Origin of the sequence: Belnapia arida (assembly GCF_016773205.1) — a bacterium.
Taxonomy (GTDB): domain Bacteria; phylum Pseudomonadota; class Alphaproteobacteria; order Acetobacterales; family Acetobacteraceae; genus Belnapia; species Belnapia arida.
This window is the reverse complement of sequence record NZ_JAETWB010000006.1, coordinates 191,701-206,008: the sequence shown is the minus strand read 5'-3', so window position 1 is coordinate 206,008 and position 14,308 is coordinate 191,701. Positions and strand designations below refer to the sequence as shown.

12 protein-coding genes are annotated in these 14,308 nt (G+C 70.9%); 3 read left to right on the top strand and 9 right to left on the bottom strand.

Going from position 1 to position 14,308, the window contains the following annotated elements:
* The first annotated feature begins 2 nt into the window (after positions 1–2).
* Both JMJ56_RS15465 and JMJ56_RS33875 read left to right on the top strand, forming a co-directional pair.
* Positions 3–347, top strand: a complete 345-nt coding sequence (locus JMJ56_RS15465; protein ID WP_202832645.1) for a hypothetical protein — start codon at positions 3–5, stop codon at positions 345–347.
* Positions 348–368: 21 nt separating this feature from the next.
* On the top strand, positions 369–716 hold the full coding sequence (locus JMJ56_RS33875) for a hypothetical protein (protein WP_236037793.1): 348 nt from the start codon (positions 369–371) through the stop codon (positions 714–716).
* Between the two features lie 7 nt (positions 717–723).
* Here JMJ56_RS33875 and JMJ56_RS15455 read toward each other — a convergent pair whose 3' ends face one another.
* The 8 genes from JMJ56_RS15455 to JMJ56_RS15420 form a co-directional block, all read right to left on the bottom strand.
* Positions 724–1,758 carry an LLM class flavin-dependent oxidoreductase gene (locus JMJ56_RS15455; protein WP_202832644.1) on the bottom strand — a complete coding sequence of 345 codons (1,035 nt, stop codon included), beginning with the start codon at positions 1,756–1,758 and terminating at the stop codon, positions 724–726.
* A gap of 138 nt (positions 1,759–1,896) precedes the next feature.
* On the bottom strand, positions 1,897–3,087 hold the full coding sequence (locus JMJ56_RS15450) for a DUF445 domain-containing protein (protein WP_202832643.1): 1,191 nt from the start codon (positions 3,085–3,087) through the stop codon (positions 1,897–1,899).
* Positions 3,088–3,188: 101 nt separating this feature from the next.
* On the bottom strand, positions 3,189–3,908 hold the full coding sequence (locus tag JMJ56_RS15445; RefSeq protein ID WP_202832642.1) for a PIG-L deacetylase family protein: 720 nt from the start codon (positions 3,906–3,908) through the stop codon (positions 3,189–3,191).
* On the bottom strand, positions 3,905–4,438 hold the full coding sequence (gene ppa / locus JMJ56_RS15440) for an inorganic diphosphatase (protein ID WP_202832641.1): 534 nt from the start codon (positions 4,436–4,438) through the stop codon (positions 3,905–3,907). Before ppa ends, JMJ56_RS15445 begins: the two co-directional genes overlap by 4 nt.
* Positions 4,439–4,552: 114 nt before the next feature.
* A complete protein-coding gene (locus tag JMJ56_RS15435) occupies positions 4,553–6,886 on the bottom strand; it encodes a xanthine dehydrogenase family protein molybdopterin-binding subunit (protein ID WP_202832640.1) in 2,334 nt (777 codons plus the stop codon).
* A 78-nt stretch (positions 6,887–6,964) separates the two neighbouring features.
* Entirely contained in the window at positions 6,965–8,212 is a 1,248-nt protein-coding gene (locus JMJ56_RS15430; RefSeq protein ID WP_202832639.1) for a glycosyltransferase, read from the bottom strand.
* Complete coding sequence (locus tag JMJ56_RS15425) at positions 8,209–11,403, bottom strand: efflux RND transporter permease subunit (protein ID WP_202832638.1); 3,195 nt, start codon at positions 11,401–11,403, stop codon at positions 8,209–8,211. Before JMJ56_RS15425 ends, JMJ56_RS15430 begins: the two co-directional genes overlap by 4 nt.
* Positions 11,404–11,409: 6 nt before the next feature.
* Complete coding sequence (locus tag JMJ56_RS15420) at positions 11,410–12,597, bottom strand: efflux RND transporter periplasmic adaptor subunit (protein WP_202832637.1); 1,188 nt, start codon at positions 12,595–12,597, stop codon at positions 11,410–11,412.
* Positions 12,598–12,907: 310 nt separating this feature from the next.
* Here JMJ56_RS15420 and JMJ56_RS15415 point away from each other — a divergent pair, with 310 nt between their 5' ends.
* The gene (locus JMJ56_RS15415) at positions 12,908–13,114 is read left to right on the top strand and encodes a hypothetical protein (protein WP_202832636.1); all 207 of its coding nucleotides are present in this window, start codon (positions 12,908–12,910) and stop codon (positions 13,112–13,114) included.
* Positions 13,115–13,116: 2 nt separating this feature from the next.
* Here the strand turns inward: JMJ56_RS15415 and JMJ56_RS15410 are convergent, their stop codons facing one another.
* On the bottom strand, positions 13,117–14,298 hold the full coding sequence (locus tag JMJ56_RS15410; RefSeq protein WP_202832635.1) for an MFS transporter: 1,182 nt from the start codon (positions 14,296–14,298) through the stop codon (positions 13,117–13,119).
* Between the last annotated feature and the right edge of the window lie 10 nt (positions 14,299–14,308).

Below are 14,308 nucleotides of genomic sequence, written 5' to 3'. Positions count from 1 at the left end.
CCATGGACGCTTTTCGGCGCCCCGGCCCGCCTGGCCGGGACCCATCCCCGCCCGTGCTCGACATGACGCCCGAGGGAGAATTCCGGGACCCGCTCCCGCCGCGCCGAACTTGGCTGGACCGGGCGCTGGGCCGTGTCGGCGGGCTCGCCCTGCTGGTGACGCTCGCCACCGGCGGTTTGCTGCTGGTGGCGCTGGCCGTGGTCTTCGTCGGGCTGTTGCTGCCGGTGGTGATCGGCGCGGGGCTGGTCGCCTTCGTCTCGCTCTGGTGGCGGGTGCGACGCGCGCGCCGGGCCGGCGGGCCGGGGGGCGGATCGGGGCCCGTGCGCTTCGTCGTCATCCGGCGCTGAGCCACTTCCGTCTCCGCATCGATGGCGGACGAGCGGCTTCCCTTCCGCATCGACCCCGCACGCCTCTATGAGGTAGGGCGCGACGGCACCGCCCGCACCGATAGGGGCGAGGCGCCGGAATGGCTTGGCCCGCGGCACCGGCTGATCCTGGGTTGGGTGATGCTGACCGGCTTCGCCGTGGGCGGGCTGGCCGGGCTTTCGGCGCTTTGCTTCGTGCTCGGGGCGAGGCTCTGGGCGGCCGGCTTCGCCCTGGCCATGCTGGCGACGACACCGCTGCTGGCAATCGGGCCGGGGCTCGACTGGTGGCGCCACCGCCGGCCGCATCGCCGCCGGCACCGCAGCCGCAGCGCGGATTTCCCGCCCGGTTGAGCCGGGCCTATTCGGCGGCGAGCGGGGCCGCGGCGGGCTTAAGCCCGAAGGCCTCGGCAAGCAGCCGGTAGCTCCGCTGCCGCGCCGCTGGATCGTGGCACGGGCTGAGCACCGCCACCTCCTGCGCGCCATGCGCCGCAGCCAGCGCCTCCAGCTTCGCCTTCACCTGCTCCGGCGCCCCGACGATCGCCTTGGCGCGGATGCGGTCGAGATGCGCTCGCTCCGCCTCGCTGTACGGATAGGCCTCCGCCTCCTCGACGCTGGGCAGCGGCGGGAAGCGCCCGGTATCGCGGAACAGCCGCCAGAGCTCGCGCGACTTATAAAGCCGCCAGGCCTCCGCCTCGGTGTCGGCGGTCAGCGCGAAGACGCCGAGCGCGCAATGCGGTGCACCGAGCCGCTCCGGCTGCGGCCGGAAGCCCTCGCGGTAGAGCGCCGTCACCTGTTCCGACCCGCGATCCGAAATGAAATGCGCGAAGCAGTAGGGCAGCCCCAGATAGGCCGCGAGCTGCGCCCCATAGTCGCTGGAGCCAAGGATCCACACCTCGGGCCGCGTCGGCACCTGCGGGTTGGCCGCGACGGCGCGGAAGGGGTGACCCTCCGGCAGGCCATCGCCGAGCCAGCCGAGCAGGTCCACCACCTGGTTCGGGAAGCGGTCGGCGGCCTCGTTGGCATTCGGATTCAGGGCGAAGGCGGTGCGCCCGTCGCTGCCCGGTGCCCGGCCGAGGCCGAGATCGATCCGCCCTGGCGCGATCGCCTCCGCCACCTTGAACTGCTCGGCGACCTTCAGCGCCGAGTAGTGCGGCAGCATCACCCCCGCCGTGCCGACCCGGATGCGCTGCGTGGTGCCGGCGATGGCGGCGACCAGCATCTCCGGTGCTGAGCCGGCATGGGATGGGCTGTTGTGGTGCTCGGCCAGCCAGTAGCGGCCATAGCCCCAGTCATCGGCAAGCCGGGCGAGGGCCAGCGTCTCGCGGATCGCCGCATCGGCACCGCGGCCGGAGGCGATTGTCGATTGGTCGAGGATGCCGAGGCGAAGGGTCATGCGGGAAATCTGGCCCCCATTGCCCGCCGGCGGAAGGGGTTCAGACCGGCAGGCCGCAAGGCTCGGCGAGTGCGGCGACATCCCGGTCGCGGTGCAGCAGCGGCACCGCATGGCGATGCGCCGGCCGGCATGGGCGAATCAGAAGGTTATCCGACCGAATGCCGCCGTCAGCAGGGCGAAGAGCGCGCCACCGACCAGGAAGCCCACCAGCGTCCCGTTCATCCGCACATATTGCAGGTCGCGCCCGACCCGCAGCTCGATCTTCTCCGTCACCTGCGCCGTGTCCCAGCCAGCGACGACCTGGGCGATGAAGCCCGCGAGCTGCGTCCGAGCGGAAGGCAGGATGGTGGCGATCAGCCCTTCCGCCGCGCGGTTCAGCCGGTCGCGCGCCGCCGGGTCCTGCTCCAGCAGGCTGCCGGCATTGACGAAGGCCCCCTCCAGCAGCGCGACCGTCCGCCCCTGCGGATTGCCCGCATCGGCGATCAGCGCCGCCTTCAGCCGGTCCCAGATATCGCCGATCCAGGCGGCGACGGTCGGGTGGGCGACGGCCTGGCGCAGCGCCCGGCCGACGGCGGCCGCCCGCTCCGGGTCGCTCTCCAGCTTGTCGATCTCGCCGCGCAGCCAGACCTCGAAGGCGCCGCGCAAGTCGCTGTCGGAGGGCTCGACCCGCGCCAGCTCGGCATTGACGGTGGTGAGGATGCGCCGCGCGACGGCCGCCCCGGCCAGCCAGCCGACCAGCGCGCCCCCCTCGGCCCGCACCCGCTGCTCGATCGCGCCGCGCAGCTGGTCCTCCTTGCTGGCGAGGATGATGCGGAGCTGGCCGATGGCGAGGTCGAAGACCTCGTTGTGCCGCCCCCCGGCCATCAGCGTCCGCAGCGCCCGGGCGAGGATGCGCGCCCCGCCCGGCCCGCCTGCCATGCGCGGCAGCAGCCGCCCGAGCAGCCGGCGGGCGCGGCCATCCTCGATGCTGGCCAGCAGCTTCGGCAGGCTGGCGGCGATCGCCTCGGCAGTGGGGCGGGCAGCGGCCGGGTCTGCCATCACCCCGCGCAGGATGCCGGCTAGGTCGAGCCGGCCGATCACGCGGCGCACCTCGGCCTCGGTGAAGACATGGTTGGCGACGAAGCGCCCGAGCCCCTGGCCCAGCCTTTCCTTCTGACGGGGGATGATCGCCGTATGCGGAATCGGCAGGCCGAGCGGCCGGCGGAACAGCGCGGTGACGGCGAACCAGTCGGCGATGCCGCCGACGACGCCGGCCTTGGCCGAGGCCTGGAGCATGTCCGTCCAGTAGCCGGGCGGCAGCCAGTAGGCGAACACCAGCAGCCCGGCCATGCCGACCAGCAGGCCGGTGGCGATGGCGCGATGGCGGGCGAGCGCGCGGCGGAGCGGCGCCTCGGGGTCGGCGCCAGTCGGCGGGGAAGCAGGCGGCAGGGTCAGGCCAGGCTCTCCACCACATGCGGGAAGACGGACTGGTAGCCCTCCCCATAGGTCACGGCACGCTCGGAATTCCGCGCCGCCTGGGCGCCGCGCTGGAGCGCGACGCGAGTGTAGTAGTCCCAGAGATGCTCCTGCCCCGCCATGCAGCGGATGGCGGCGAGCTTCCGCTCCCAGACCGGCGTGATGTCGAGCAGCATGTCGGGCGCCCAGGCGCACTGCTCCGGCTGATGCGGCTCGAACAGGTAGACCGGCGGCGCGCCGATCACCGGCACGCCCGGCTCATGCCCATGTGCCTGGGCGATGATGCGGGCATGCTGGGCGAAGTCGGTCGTCGCCGGATGGTCGTGGTTGTAGGGGTCTGCCTTGCTGTGCGTCAGCACGAAACGGGGGCGGAGGGCCCGGTAGAGACCGGCGAGGCGAAAGAGGCTCTCCTGCGTGAGCGTCAGCGGATAGTCGCCGAGATCCCAGATTTGCAGGTCGTGCACGCCGAGTGCCGCGGCGGCGCGCTCCGCCTCGCCCCGGCGCTCCGCCTTGACGCGCTCCATCGTCATGTCGGGCTGGCGCCAGAGCTTGGCGCTCTCGCCCCGTTCGCCGAAGGAGAGGCAGACGACCGTCACCTGCCAGCCCCGTTCCGCATGGAGGGCGATGGCACCGCCCGCGCGCCAGACGAAATCCGCCGAATGGGCGCTGACGACGAGAGCGGTGCCGGCGCTCACTTCGCCGCCTTGGCGCGCTCGATGGCCTCCTGGATCAACTGCTTCGCCTCGGTGGCGTCACCCCAGCCGGTGATCTTGACCCACTTGCCGGGCTCGAGATCCTTGTAGTGCTCAAAGAAATGCTTGATCTGGTCGAGCGTGATCTGCGGCAGGTCGGCATAGCTGACGACCTTCTCGTAGCGCCGCGTCAGCTTGGTGGAGGGAACGGCGATGATCTTCTCGTCGACGCCGCCATCATCCTCCATCTTGAGGACGCCGACCGGACGCACGTTGATGACGGCGCCCGGCACGATCGGGCGGGTATTGGCGATCAGCACGTCGATCGGGTCGCCGTCGTCGCTCAGCGTATGCGGGACGAAGCCATAATTCCCCGGATACCGCATCGGCGTGTAGAGGAAGCGGTCCACGACCAGCGTGCCGGCCTCCTTGTCCATCTCGTATTTGATCGGCTCGCCGCCGATGGCGACCTCCACCACCACGTTGATGTCCTCGGGTGGGTTCTTGCCGATGGCGATGGCGTCGAGACGCATGGACCGTGATTCTCCAGAAAGGGGCCCCATACTAGGCCAGGCCCCTTTCCTTAGCATTGACGCCCCATGATGGGCGACTCCCCGGCGGAACCGTGCCCGCCGGGAAGGGGAAGCCTAGGCGGCTTTCGCCAGGTGGATCGCCTTCCACACGCTCTCCGGCGTCGCCGGCATGTCGACATGGGTGACGCCCATGGTCGAGAGCGCGTCGACCAGCGCATTCATCAACGCCGGCGGCGAGCCGACCGCCCCCGCCTCGCCGGCGCCCTTGACGCCGAGCGGGTTGGTCTCGCAAGGCACCGAGAGGAACTCCACCTCGATATCCGGCAGGTCCTCCGCCCGCGGCAGGGCGTAGTCCATGAAGGAGGCCGAGAGCAGCTGGCCGCTCTCCGGGTCGTAGGCCGTGCGCTCATGCACCGCCTGGCCGATGCCCTGCGCCACGCCGCCATGCACCTGGCCGCGCACGATCATCGGGTTGATGGCATGCCCGACATCGTCGACCACCACATAGCGCGGCACCTCGATCAGCCCCGTATCCGGATCGACCTCCACCTCGGCGATGTGGCAGCCATTGGGGAAGGTGTGAGACTTGATCTCGGCTACCTCCGCCGCGTCGAGCAGCGTCGCGGACTCGCCCCGCGCCGCCCGCTCCCGCTGGATGTTGGCAAGCGAGAGGATATCGACGCCGCGATCCGTGCCGACCACCGAGAAGCGGCCGCCGGTCGTGGTGAACTCGATATCCGCCACCGAGGCTTCCAGATGCTCGGAAGCCGCCTGCTTGCCCTTCTCGATCACCGTCGCGGCGGTGAGCAGGATGGCCTGGCCCTCGGAATAGAGGCTGCGCGCGCCGCCGGTGCCGCCACCCGTCGGGATCTCATCCGAATCGCCCTGGACGATGCGGATCTTCTCCATCGGGATGCCGAGTTCATGGCTCGTCAGCATGGCATAGGCCGTCTCGTGCCCCTGGCCGGTGCTCTGCGTGCCGACCAGCACATCCACCATGCCGTCGGCGGCAAAGCGCACCTCGGCCCGCTCCGTCGGCCCGCCGCCCGTCGCCTCAAGATAGTAGGCGACGCCGATGCCGCGCCGCCGGCCCTTCGCCTCGGAAGCCTTGCGGCGCGCGGCGAAGCCGGCCCAGTCGGCATTCCTCAGCGCCGCATCCAGCACCGCACCGAATTCGCCGCTGTCGTAGCGCTGGCCGACGGCCGTGACATAGGGCATGGCGCTCGCCGGCACCATGTTGCGCTTCCGCAACTCGATGCGGTCGATGCCCATCTCGCGCGCCGCGGCATCGATCAGCCGCTCGACGACGTAATTGCTCTCTGGCCGCCCGGCGCCGCGATAGGCATCGACCGGGACGGTGTTCGTCAGCACGCCGATGACATGGGCGTGGATCGCCTGGAAATTATAGACGCTGGCCAGCACCTTGGTGCCCGCGCCGGTCGGGATCATCGGCGCGAAGGTCGAGAGGTAGGCGCCCATCCCCGCGTAGTTGGTGGTGCGCAGCGCGAGGAACTTGCCGTCCTTGTCGAGCGCCAGCTCCGCCTCGGTGATGTTGTCGCGGCCCTGCGTGTCGGACTGGAAGGCCTCCGTCCGCTCGCTGGTCCACTTCACCGGCCGGCCGAGGCGGCGCGCCGCCATGCAGACCAGCGCATACTCGCCGTACAGGTAGAGCTTCATGCCGAAGCCGCCGCCGACATCGGGCGTCACCACGCGGAACTTCTCCGGCGGCAGGTGGAAGACGCTTTCGGCCAGCAGGTTCTTCACCAGCCAGCTGCCCTGGGTGCCGCAGAACAGGGTGAACTTCTCATTGGCCGCGTCGTATTCGGCGGTCGCGGCGCGGACCTCAAGGCTGTTGACGATGACGCGGTTGTTGACGACCGTCAGCTTCGTCACATGCGCCGCCTGCGCGACGAGCGCCTCGGCCTTCGCCTTGTCGCCCGTCTCCCAGTCGAAGACGGTGTTGTTCGGCACCTCGTCCCAAACCAGGGGGGCGCCGGGCTTGTAGGCGGAGGCGAGTTCGGTCGCGGCCGGCAGTAGGTCGTAGTCGACCATGATCGCCTCGGCCCCGTCCCGCGCCGCCTCATGCGTCTCGGCGACGACGAAGGCGACCGCATCGCCGACATGCCGCACCCGGTCCGTCGCCAGCGCCCCGCGCGGGGTGTTGAGGCGCTCGCTCCCGTCGCGGTTCTTCAGCGGGATGACGCAGGGAATCTCGCCGAGGCCCTCCTCCTCCCAGTCCTTGCCGGTGATGACGGCCAGCACGCCCGGCACGGCGAGCGCTGCGGAGGTGTCGATCGACAGGATCTTCGCCGCCGCATGCGGGCTGCGCAGCACCATGCCATGAGCGACGCCCGGCATGGCGATGTCGTCGGTATAGCGGCCGCCGCCGACCAGCAGGCGCGGATCCTCGATGCGTCGCACCGGCTGGCTCAGACCGAATTTGGCCATGGGGATACCCCTCCCGTTCGATTTCTCCCCCATCATCTGCGGAGGAAGGGGGGAACGGGAAGGGGGGTCGGCGTGAAATCACCGCGCGCGGAGCGCGGCCTCCACCCGGTCGCAGGCGGCACCGACCCCGTCCTCCGCCCGGACCGTCCGGCCGATGGACCCGGCGCGGGCCTCCACCTCCGGGTCCTCCAGCAGCGGGGAGAGCGCACGGGCCGCGCCGTCCGCCGTGTAGCGCCCGGCCGGCAGGCTGGCGGCAATGCCAAGCCGCGCCAGCCGCGCCGCATTGTCCGGCTGGTCATGGCTGAAGGGCACCACCAGCATCGGCCGCCCGGCCCGCATCGCCTGCGCCGCGGTGCCGATGCCGCCCTGGTGGATGATGGCCGAGGCCGCCGGGAAGAGCGCCGCATGCGGCAGGTAGTCCATTGCCAGCACCCCAGGGGGGAGGGGGCCGAGCGCCGCGCGATTCGCCTCCGTCCCGGTCAGCAGCACTGCCCGCTGGCCCAGGCGCCGCGCCGCCTCCAGGCTTTCGGCGAAGAAGCGGCCGGGCGTGTAGATCGCCGCCGAGCCGAGGGTGAAGACCAGCGGCGGCGGCCCGGCGGCCAGGAAGCGGGCCAGCTCCCGCGGCATCGCCGCCGGCTCGTCCCAGAAGGGAAAGCCGGTCGGCTCCGGCTCGGCCCGCATCAGCAGCGGCGAGAAAAGGGCGAGGGCGAGGGCCGGCGCCTGCGCCGCGTTGAGGATCGGGTCTGCCGCCCGTGCCAGTCCGAGCTCCGCTCGGAAGGCCGCGACCTCGCGCGACCAGCGCCGGACCGTCCATCGGGCAACGGCGCGGATCGCCGGCCCTGCCAGACGCCGCAGCCACTCCGCACGCCAGAGCCAGTCGTAGCCGCCCGGGATGCCGGGGTCGCTTGTGGAGAACAGGGTGAAAGGCTGCAGATAGGCCGGCGCCCAAGGAATGCCCCGCCGCTCCGCCACCATCGGCGCCGCAGCGGCGACCGGGCTGGCGAGGATGAGGTCCGCCCCCTCCGAAGCCGTCATCAGGTCGGCATAAGCCTCGCGGATCGGCTCGACGACGAGGCTCCGCCAGACGAATTCCGGCCCGGTCCGCGGGTCCATCGCCCGGGCGAAGGCCTCGAGGTCCGGCGCGCCCTCCGGCATGCTCGGGCGCATCGGAGCGAAGCCGAGGCCAGCCGCCTCGACCCGCCCGCGATACCCCTCGGCCGTGGCGAGGGTGACCTGATGGCCCCGCCGCTCCAGCCCCGCCGCCACCGCCAGATAGGGAAAGAGGTCCCCGAGCGAGCCGGTGGTGGCGAGGAGGATGCGGCTCAACGGCGGGTGCTGTCCGTCTTGTCCGGCGCCGGCTGCGGCGACTGGCCCGGCCCGACCGAGGCCGGCTCCACCGGGCGGACGCCCATCCAGCCCTTCACCCGCTCCCGCGTCGCCTGGAAGACGACATAGAGCATCGGGATCATGAAGATCCCGACGATGGAGGCCGCCAGCATTCCGCCGAAGACCGGCGTGCCGACCGCGCGGCGGGAGAGCATGGCCGCGCCCGAGGCCGTCACCAGCGGCACGAGGCCGAGGACGAAGGCGATCGAGGTCATCATCACCGCGCGGAACCGGAGGCGGGAGCCCTCGATCGCCGCATCGCGGATCGACATGCCGCGCTCCCGCGCATCCTTGGCGAATTCGATGATGAGGATGCCGTTCTTCGCCGCCAGCGCGATCAGCACGACGAGGCCGATCTGCGCATAGACGTCGAGGCTGAGCCCGGCAATCTGGATGGCGAGGAAGGAGCCGAGGCCGCCCACCGCGACCGACAGCAGCACCGGCACGGGGATGGTCCAACTCTCGTAGAGCGCGACGAGGAACAGATAGGCGAAGAGGATGGCCAGCGCGACCACGTAGATGGTCTGCCCCGCCGCCAGCCGCTCCTGATAGGCCGTGCCGGTCCATTCATAGCCGTAGCCCGCCGGCAGCACCCGCCGCGACAGCTCCTCCATCGCGTTCAGCGCATCGCCCGAGGAGATGCCGGGCTTCGGCGCGCCGTTCACCAGCACCGCGCGGTAGTTGTTGTAGCGGCTGATGGTCTGCGGCCCGACCACGATCCGCACATCGGCGAAGGCGCGCAGCGGCACCATGTCGCCGCGCGTGTTGCGCACCCGGATGCGCCAGATATCGTCGATGTCGTCGCGGTCCTGCGCCTCGGCCTGGATGTTCACCTGCCAGGTGCGGCCGAACAGGTTGAAGTCGTTGACGTAGAACCCGCCGAGCGAGGCCTGCAGTGCCGAGAAGATGTTGGAGATCGGGATGCCGAGCGCCTGCGCCTTGTCCCGGTCCACGTCGAGGAAGAGCGAGGGCGTGGCCGCCGAGAAGGTCGAGAAGACCTGTTGCAGCCGCGGGTCCTGGTTCGCCGCGATGACGAGGCCGAGCATGGCGCTGCCGAGCTCCGCCGGGTCGCGCCCCTGGAGGTCCTGCAGCTGGTACTCGAAGCCGCCGCCGGTGCCGAGGCCGATGATCGGCGGCAGGTTGAAGGCGACGACCGTCGCCGTCCGCACATTGGCCCCGGCGCCGAAGACGCGCCCGATGGAGGCGAAGACGGAGTCCGCCGGATCGGTCCGCTGGTCGAAGGGCTTCAGCCGCGCCACGATGAAGGCGGAGTTGGACTGTGCGCCCTGGTCGATCAGCGAGAAGCCGACGATCGCCAGCACGTTCTCGACCGCCGGGATGCCCTTCAGGATGCCCTCGACCTGCTCCACGGTGGCCCGGGTGCGGGAGAGGGATGCCGCCTGCGGCAGCGAGACCTGCACGAAGAAGGTCCCCTGGTCCTCCTGCGGCAGGAAGCCCTGCGGCGTCTTCGAGCCGATGGTGAAGATGCCGAAGGCGATGGCCGCCGTCAGCACCAGCGAGACGACCGAGAGCCGGACGATCCGCCTGACGATGGCGGCGTAGCCGTCGCGGACCTTGTCGATCCCCCGCAGCACATACTTGATCGGCCCTCGCTTCGGCCCGGTATGGCGCAGGAAGAGCACGCAGAGCGCCGGCGAGAGGGTGAGGGCATTGATCGCCGAGATCACCATCGCCGCCGAGATCGTCACCGCGAACTGCCGGAACAGCACGCCCGAGAGGCCGGGGATGAAGGCGATGGGCACGAAGACCGAAAGCAGCACCAGGGTGATGGCGATGATCGGCGCGGTGATCTCGGCCATGGCCTGCTTCACCGCCCGGTTGGGCGTCCAGTCCGGGTGCTCCTCCATCACCCGCTCGACGTTCTCGACGACGACGATCGCGTCGTCGACGACGATGCCGATGGCCAGCACCATGGCAAGCAGGGAGACGGTATTGGCGCTGTAGCCGATGGCGAGCAGGATGGCGAAGGCGCCGATCAGGCTCACCGGCACCGCGATGGTCGGGATGATCGTTGCCCGGAACGAGCCGAGGAAGAGGTAGACCACGATGACGACGAGGACGAAGGCCTCGATCAGTGTGTGGATCACCTCCTCGATCGTGTCCACGACGAAGGTGGAGCTGTCGTAGAGCACCTGCTGCCGCATCCCCTCGGGGAAGCGGGTCGACATCTCCTCCAGCGTGCGCTTCATGGCGTTGGAGACGGTCACGGCATTGGCGCCGGGCGAGAGGTAGACGCCGACGGTGACGGCGGGCTGGGCGTTCAGCCGGCTCACCGTGTCCATGCTCTGCGCGCCGAGTTCGACACGCGCCACGTCGCGGACCCGCAGCACCGAGCCGTCCGGATTGGCACGGATGATGATGTCGCTGAACTGCTCCGGCGTGATCAGCCGCCCGAGCGTCTGGATGTTCATCTGGAATTGCTGCGTGTCGGGGATCGGCTGGGCGCCGATACGGCCGACCGCGGCCTGGATGTTCTGGCTCTGGATCGCCGCGATCAGGTCCTGCGGCGTCAGGTTAAGGCTGGTCAGCCGGTCGATCTCGAACCAGACGCGCATGGAATAGTTCTGCGCACCGAAGATGTTCACCTGGCCGACGCCCGGCACGCGGGACATGCGGTCGACCATGTTGATGGTGAGGTAGTTCGAGAGGAAGAGCGGCGTGTGCTCCGGGTTGGCCGAGGTCAGCGCGACGAACTGCAGCACCGAGGAGGACTGCTTGCGCACGATGAGCCCGGCCCGCTGCACCTCCTGCGGCAATCGGGCGATGTTCGCCTGGATGCGGTTGTTGACGTTGACGGTGTTGATGTCCGGGTTGGACCCGAGCGCGAAGCTGACCGAAAGCTGGTAGGTGCCGTCATTGGCGCTGTTCGAGCGCATGTAGATCATGTTCTCGACGCCGTTGACGGCGCTTTCGACGATCTGCGCGACGGTCGACTCGATGACGGCGGCCGAGGCGCCCGGATAGGTCGCGTTCACCGAGACCTGGGGCGGGACGATGTCCGGGAACTGCGCCACGGGAATCCGCAGCAGGGCCAGCAGGCCGGCGAGGGTGATGACGATGGCGATGACGATCGCCAGCCGGGGGCGGTCGACGAAGACGCTGGAGATCATGACGCGTCAGCCCGGCCGGCCGCCAGCGGCAGGCGCACCGGGCGGCCGGGCCCCGGGTGGTGGCGCGCCCGCCGGGCCCGCATTCACCTCCTGGCCCGGCCGCACCCGCTGCAGCCCGTCGCTGATGACCTGCTCGCCGCCCTGGAGCCCGTCCTCGATCACCACCTGGTCGCGGATGGTGCGTCCGAGGCGGACCGGGCGGCGCTGCGCCTTCTTCTCGTTGTCGACGACGAGGACATAGTTGCCGCCCTGGTCCTGCAGCACGGCGGCGCGCGGCAGGACGATGGCCTGCACCGGCTCGACACCCTCGACCGCGACGGTGACGAACTGCCCGTCGATCAGCTCCCGGTCGCCGGGGCTGCCGGCCTGGACGCCGGCACGGCGGGGGTTCGGGATCAGTGCGCGGATCAGCAGGCTGTCCGTGTTGCGGTCGACCTGGGTATCGATGAACTCGATGCGCCCAGCCTGCGGATAGGGCCGCCCGTCGCTCAGCCGGACGCGGACCACGACGGCATTGACCCCGCCGCGGCTCTCGTAGCGCGCCTGGAGCTCGCCCGCCGTGCGGGAGCTCACGGTAAAGACCACGCGCATCGGGTCCTGGCTGACGACGACGGCCAGCGGGTCGGTCAGGGTCGGCGTGACGACGTTGCCGGGCGTCAGGCTGGCACGGCCGATCTTGCCGTCGATCGGCGAGAGGATGTCGGTATAGCCGAGGCTGATGTCGGCGACGCGCACCGCCGCCTGGGCGCCAAGCAACTGGGCATTCGCCGTCCGCTCCTGCGCCTGGGCATTGTCGAGCGCGACGCGGGTGCCGGCGCCGGTCTGCTGCAGCTCCCGCGCACGGGCCAGCGCCACGCGGGCATTCTCGAGCGTCGCCTGGGCCGAGGCGACATTGGCCCGCGCCTGCTCCAGCTGCGCCTCGAAGGGCGGCTTCTCGATGCGGAACAGCACTTCGCCGGCCTTCACCTCCTGGCCCTCGGTGAAGGCACGCTCTTGGAGGAAGCCGGTGACGCGGGCGCGGATCTCGACGCGGTTCACCGCCTCGATGCGGCCGGTGAACTCGGTGCTCTCAGTCACCGGCTGGCGGTTCGCCGGCATCACGCCGACGGCCGGCGGGCCCTGTGGCCCGAACTGGGCCGCAGCGGGCAGGGCGAGCATGGTGAGCAGGAGAGCGGCGGGGAGGCGACGCATCATGCAGGTCATCCGGATCGGAGCGGCTGGCGATACCAGGGCATCCCCCCCGGGACCAGATGGATTCCTCAAATAGCGGTCATCCGCGCGGGAGCAAGCTGTCCGAACTGTAACGGCAATCCGTCCCCCGATCCGGCAAGGCCGCCGCGCCTTTCGCCCTGGCCGGCATCATCGGTGGCGAGGCGAGCCGCTTGTGACGGAATGTGATGATCTGCAACCTGATGCGGAATCATCACGGATGCGGGAGGGGTGGCCTCCATGCTGCGCGAGCACGGGGCAGGGCGCCCCGCGCCAGCCGCCACCGGGTGGCGGAATGGTGCAGCCGGGTGCGCGGGCTGGCCGTCCCCGGGGCGTCGATGGCCAGCATCCGGGGCTGCAGCCGCGCTGCCTCGGCCAGGAGCGGCTCGGCTGGATGATGGCTGGCAAGGCCATGGCGGCGGTGCAAGCCGGCACCTTCGGCGGCAAGCGCCCCCGGCGTGTCGTCGAGGGCGAGGGAAGGCCCATGGGGATGGGGCCCTGAAACTAGGTTTTCCGGCGCAGCAGGAGGAAGCCGCTCGTGCAGAGGATCAGCGCGACGGCGAAGCTGGCCAGCGCCGCGCCCACCCCGGCCCAGGCGGCGGCGAGGCCGGAGACCGCCTGCATCACCGCCGCCCCGCCGAAGAAGGCGATGTTCACCGCCGAGAGCGCCCGCCCCGCCCGCTCCGGCGGCACCGCGGCGCGGACCTGCCCGAAGACCACCGACTGCACCGAGATCACCGCGCCGATCAGCGCGAAGATCGCCGCGTCCCAGGCCGTCGGCAGGCCGCGCCCGGCCAGCAGCGCGAGGATGAGCCCGGCCACGGCGTAGTGGCTGGCCGCCAGCATCAGCACCGGCCGGCCGATCCGCCGCTCCGCCCAACCGCAAATGGCCGGGGCGATGGTGAGGGCCAGGGCGAAGAGCGAGAGAACGTGCCCGGCCTCCACGCGGGTGAGGCCCTTCACCTCCATCAGCCAGGGCCCGCCCCAGAGGCCGCGCAGCCCGAGCACCACGGCCAGGCTGGCGAAAGCGAAGACCATCAACGGCCGGAGCACGGGCGAGGCGGCGATGGCGACGACCTCGCCGGCATCCTGCAGCAGCGAGCGGCGCCCGCCGCGCTCCGGGGGCGGGTGGTGCACGGTCAGTGCCACGGCGAGCATCGCCAGCGCCGCAAGCCCGGCCGTGGCGAGGAAGCCGGCCCGCCAGCCATGCGCATCCACCAGCCAGGCGAGCGGACTGCCGGAGAGCAGCATCCCCGTATTGCCGACGGTGAGGATGATGCCGGACCAGAGGGCGAAGCGCGCCGGCGGCACGCCGCGGGCGGCGAAGGTCATCGGCCCCATCAGCATCCCCGAGCAGCCGATGCCGAGGACGATCTGAGCGAAGAGCATCCCACCCGCCGTCGTCGCCATGGCGGCGAGCAGCGCCCCGGCGCCGGCGATCGCCAGCACGGTGAGCGCGGTGCGGCGGACGCCGAAGCGGTCGAGCCCCACCCCGACCGGCACCATGCACAGGGCAAAGGTCAGCGCGAAGGCTCCGGTGACGGCGGCGAGGCCGTCGGGCGAGAGGCCGAGGTCGCGTTGCAGCACGTCGGCGGCCAGCGCCGGCAGCGTGCGCACGGCGTTGGAGAAGACATGGCCGAGCGTCAGCGCCAGGATCGGCACTGCGGGGCCGCGGATTGGCGGCACGTTTCCTTCC

Coding starts and splice junctions, on each gene's coding strand:
- JMJ56_RS15465 (WP_202832645.1), top strand. CDS start 3: ATGGACGCTTTTCGGCGCCCCGGCCCGCCTGGCCGGGACCCATCCCCG.
- JMJ56_RS15415 (WP_202832636.1), top strand. CDS start 12,908: ATGGTGCAGCCGGGTGCGCGGGCTGGCCGTCCCCGGGGCGTCGATGGC.
- JMJ56_RS15455 (WP_202832644.1), bottom strand. CDS start 1,758: ATGACCCTTCGCCTCGGCATCCTCGACCAATCGACAATCGCCTCCGGC.
- JMJ56_RS15420 (WP_202832637.1), bottom strand. CDS start 12,597: ATGATGCGTCGCCTCCCCGCCGCTCTCCTGCTCACCATGCTCGCCCTG.
- JMJ56_RS15425 (WP_202832638.1), bottom strand. CDS start 11,403: ATGATCTCCAGCGTCTTCGTCGACCGCCCCCGGCTGGCGATCGTCATC.
- JMJ56_RS33875 (WP_236037793.1), top strand. CDS start 369: ATGGCGGACGAGCGGCTTCCCTTCCGCATCGACCCCGCACGCCTCTAT.
- JMJ56_RS15450 (WP_202832643.1), bottom strand. CDS start 3,087: ATGGCCGGGCTGCTGGTGTTCGCCTACTGGCTGCCGCCCGGCTACTGG.
- ppa (WP_202832641.1), bottom strand. CDS start 4,438: ATGCGTCTCGACGCCATCGCCATCGGCAAGAACCCACCCGAGGACATC.
- JMJ56_RS15435 (WP_202832640.1), bottom strand. CDS start 6,886: ATGGCCAAATTCGGTCTGAGCCAGCCGGTGCGACGCATCGAGGATCCG.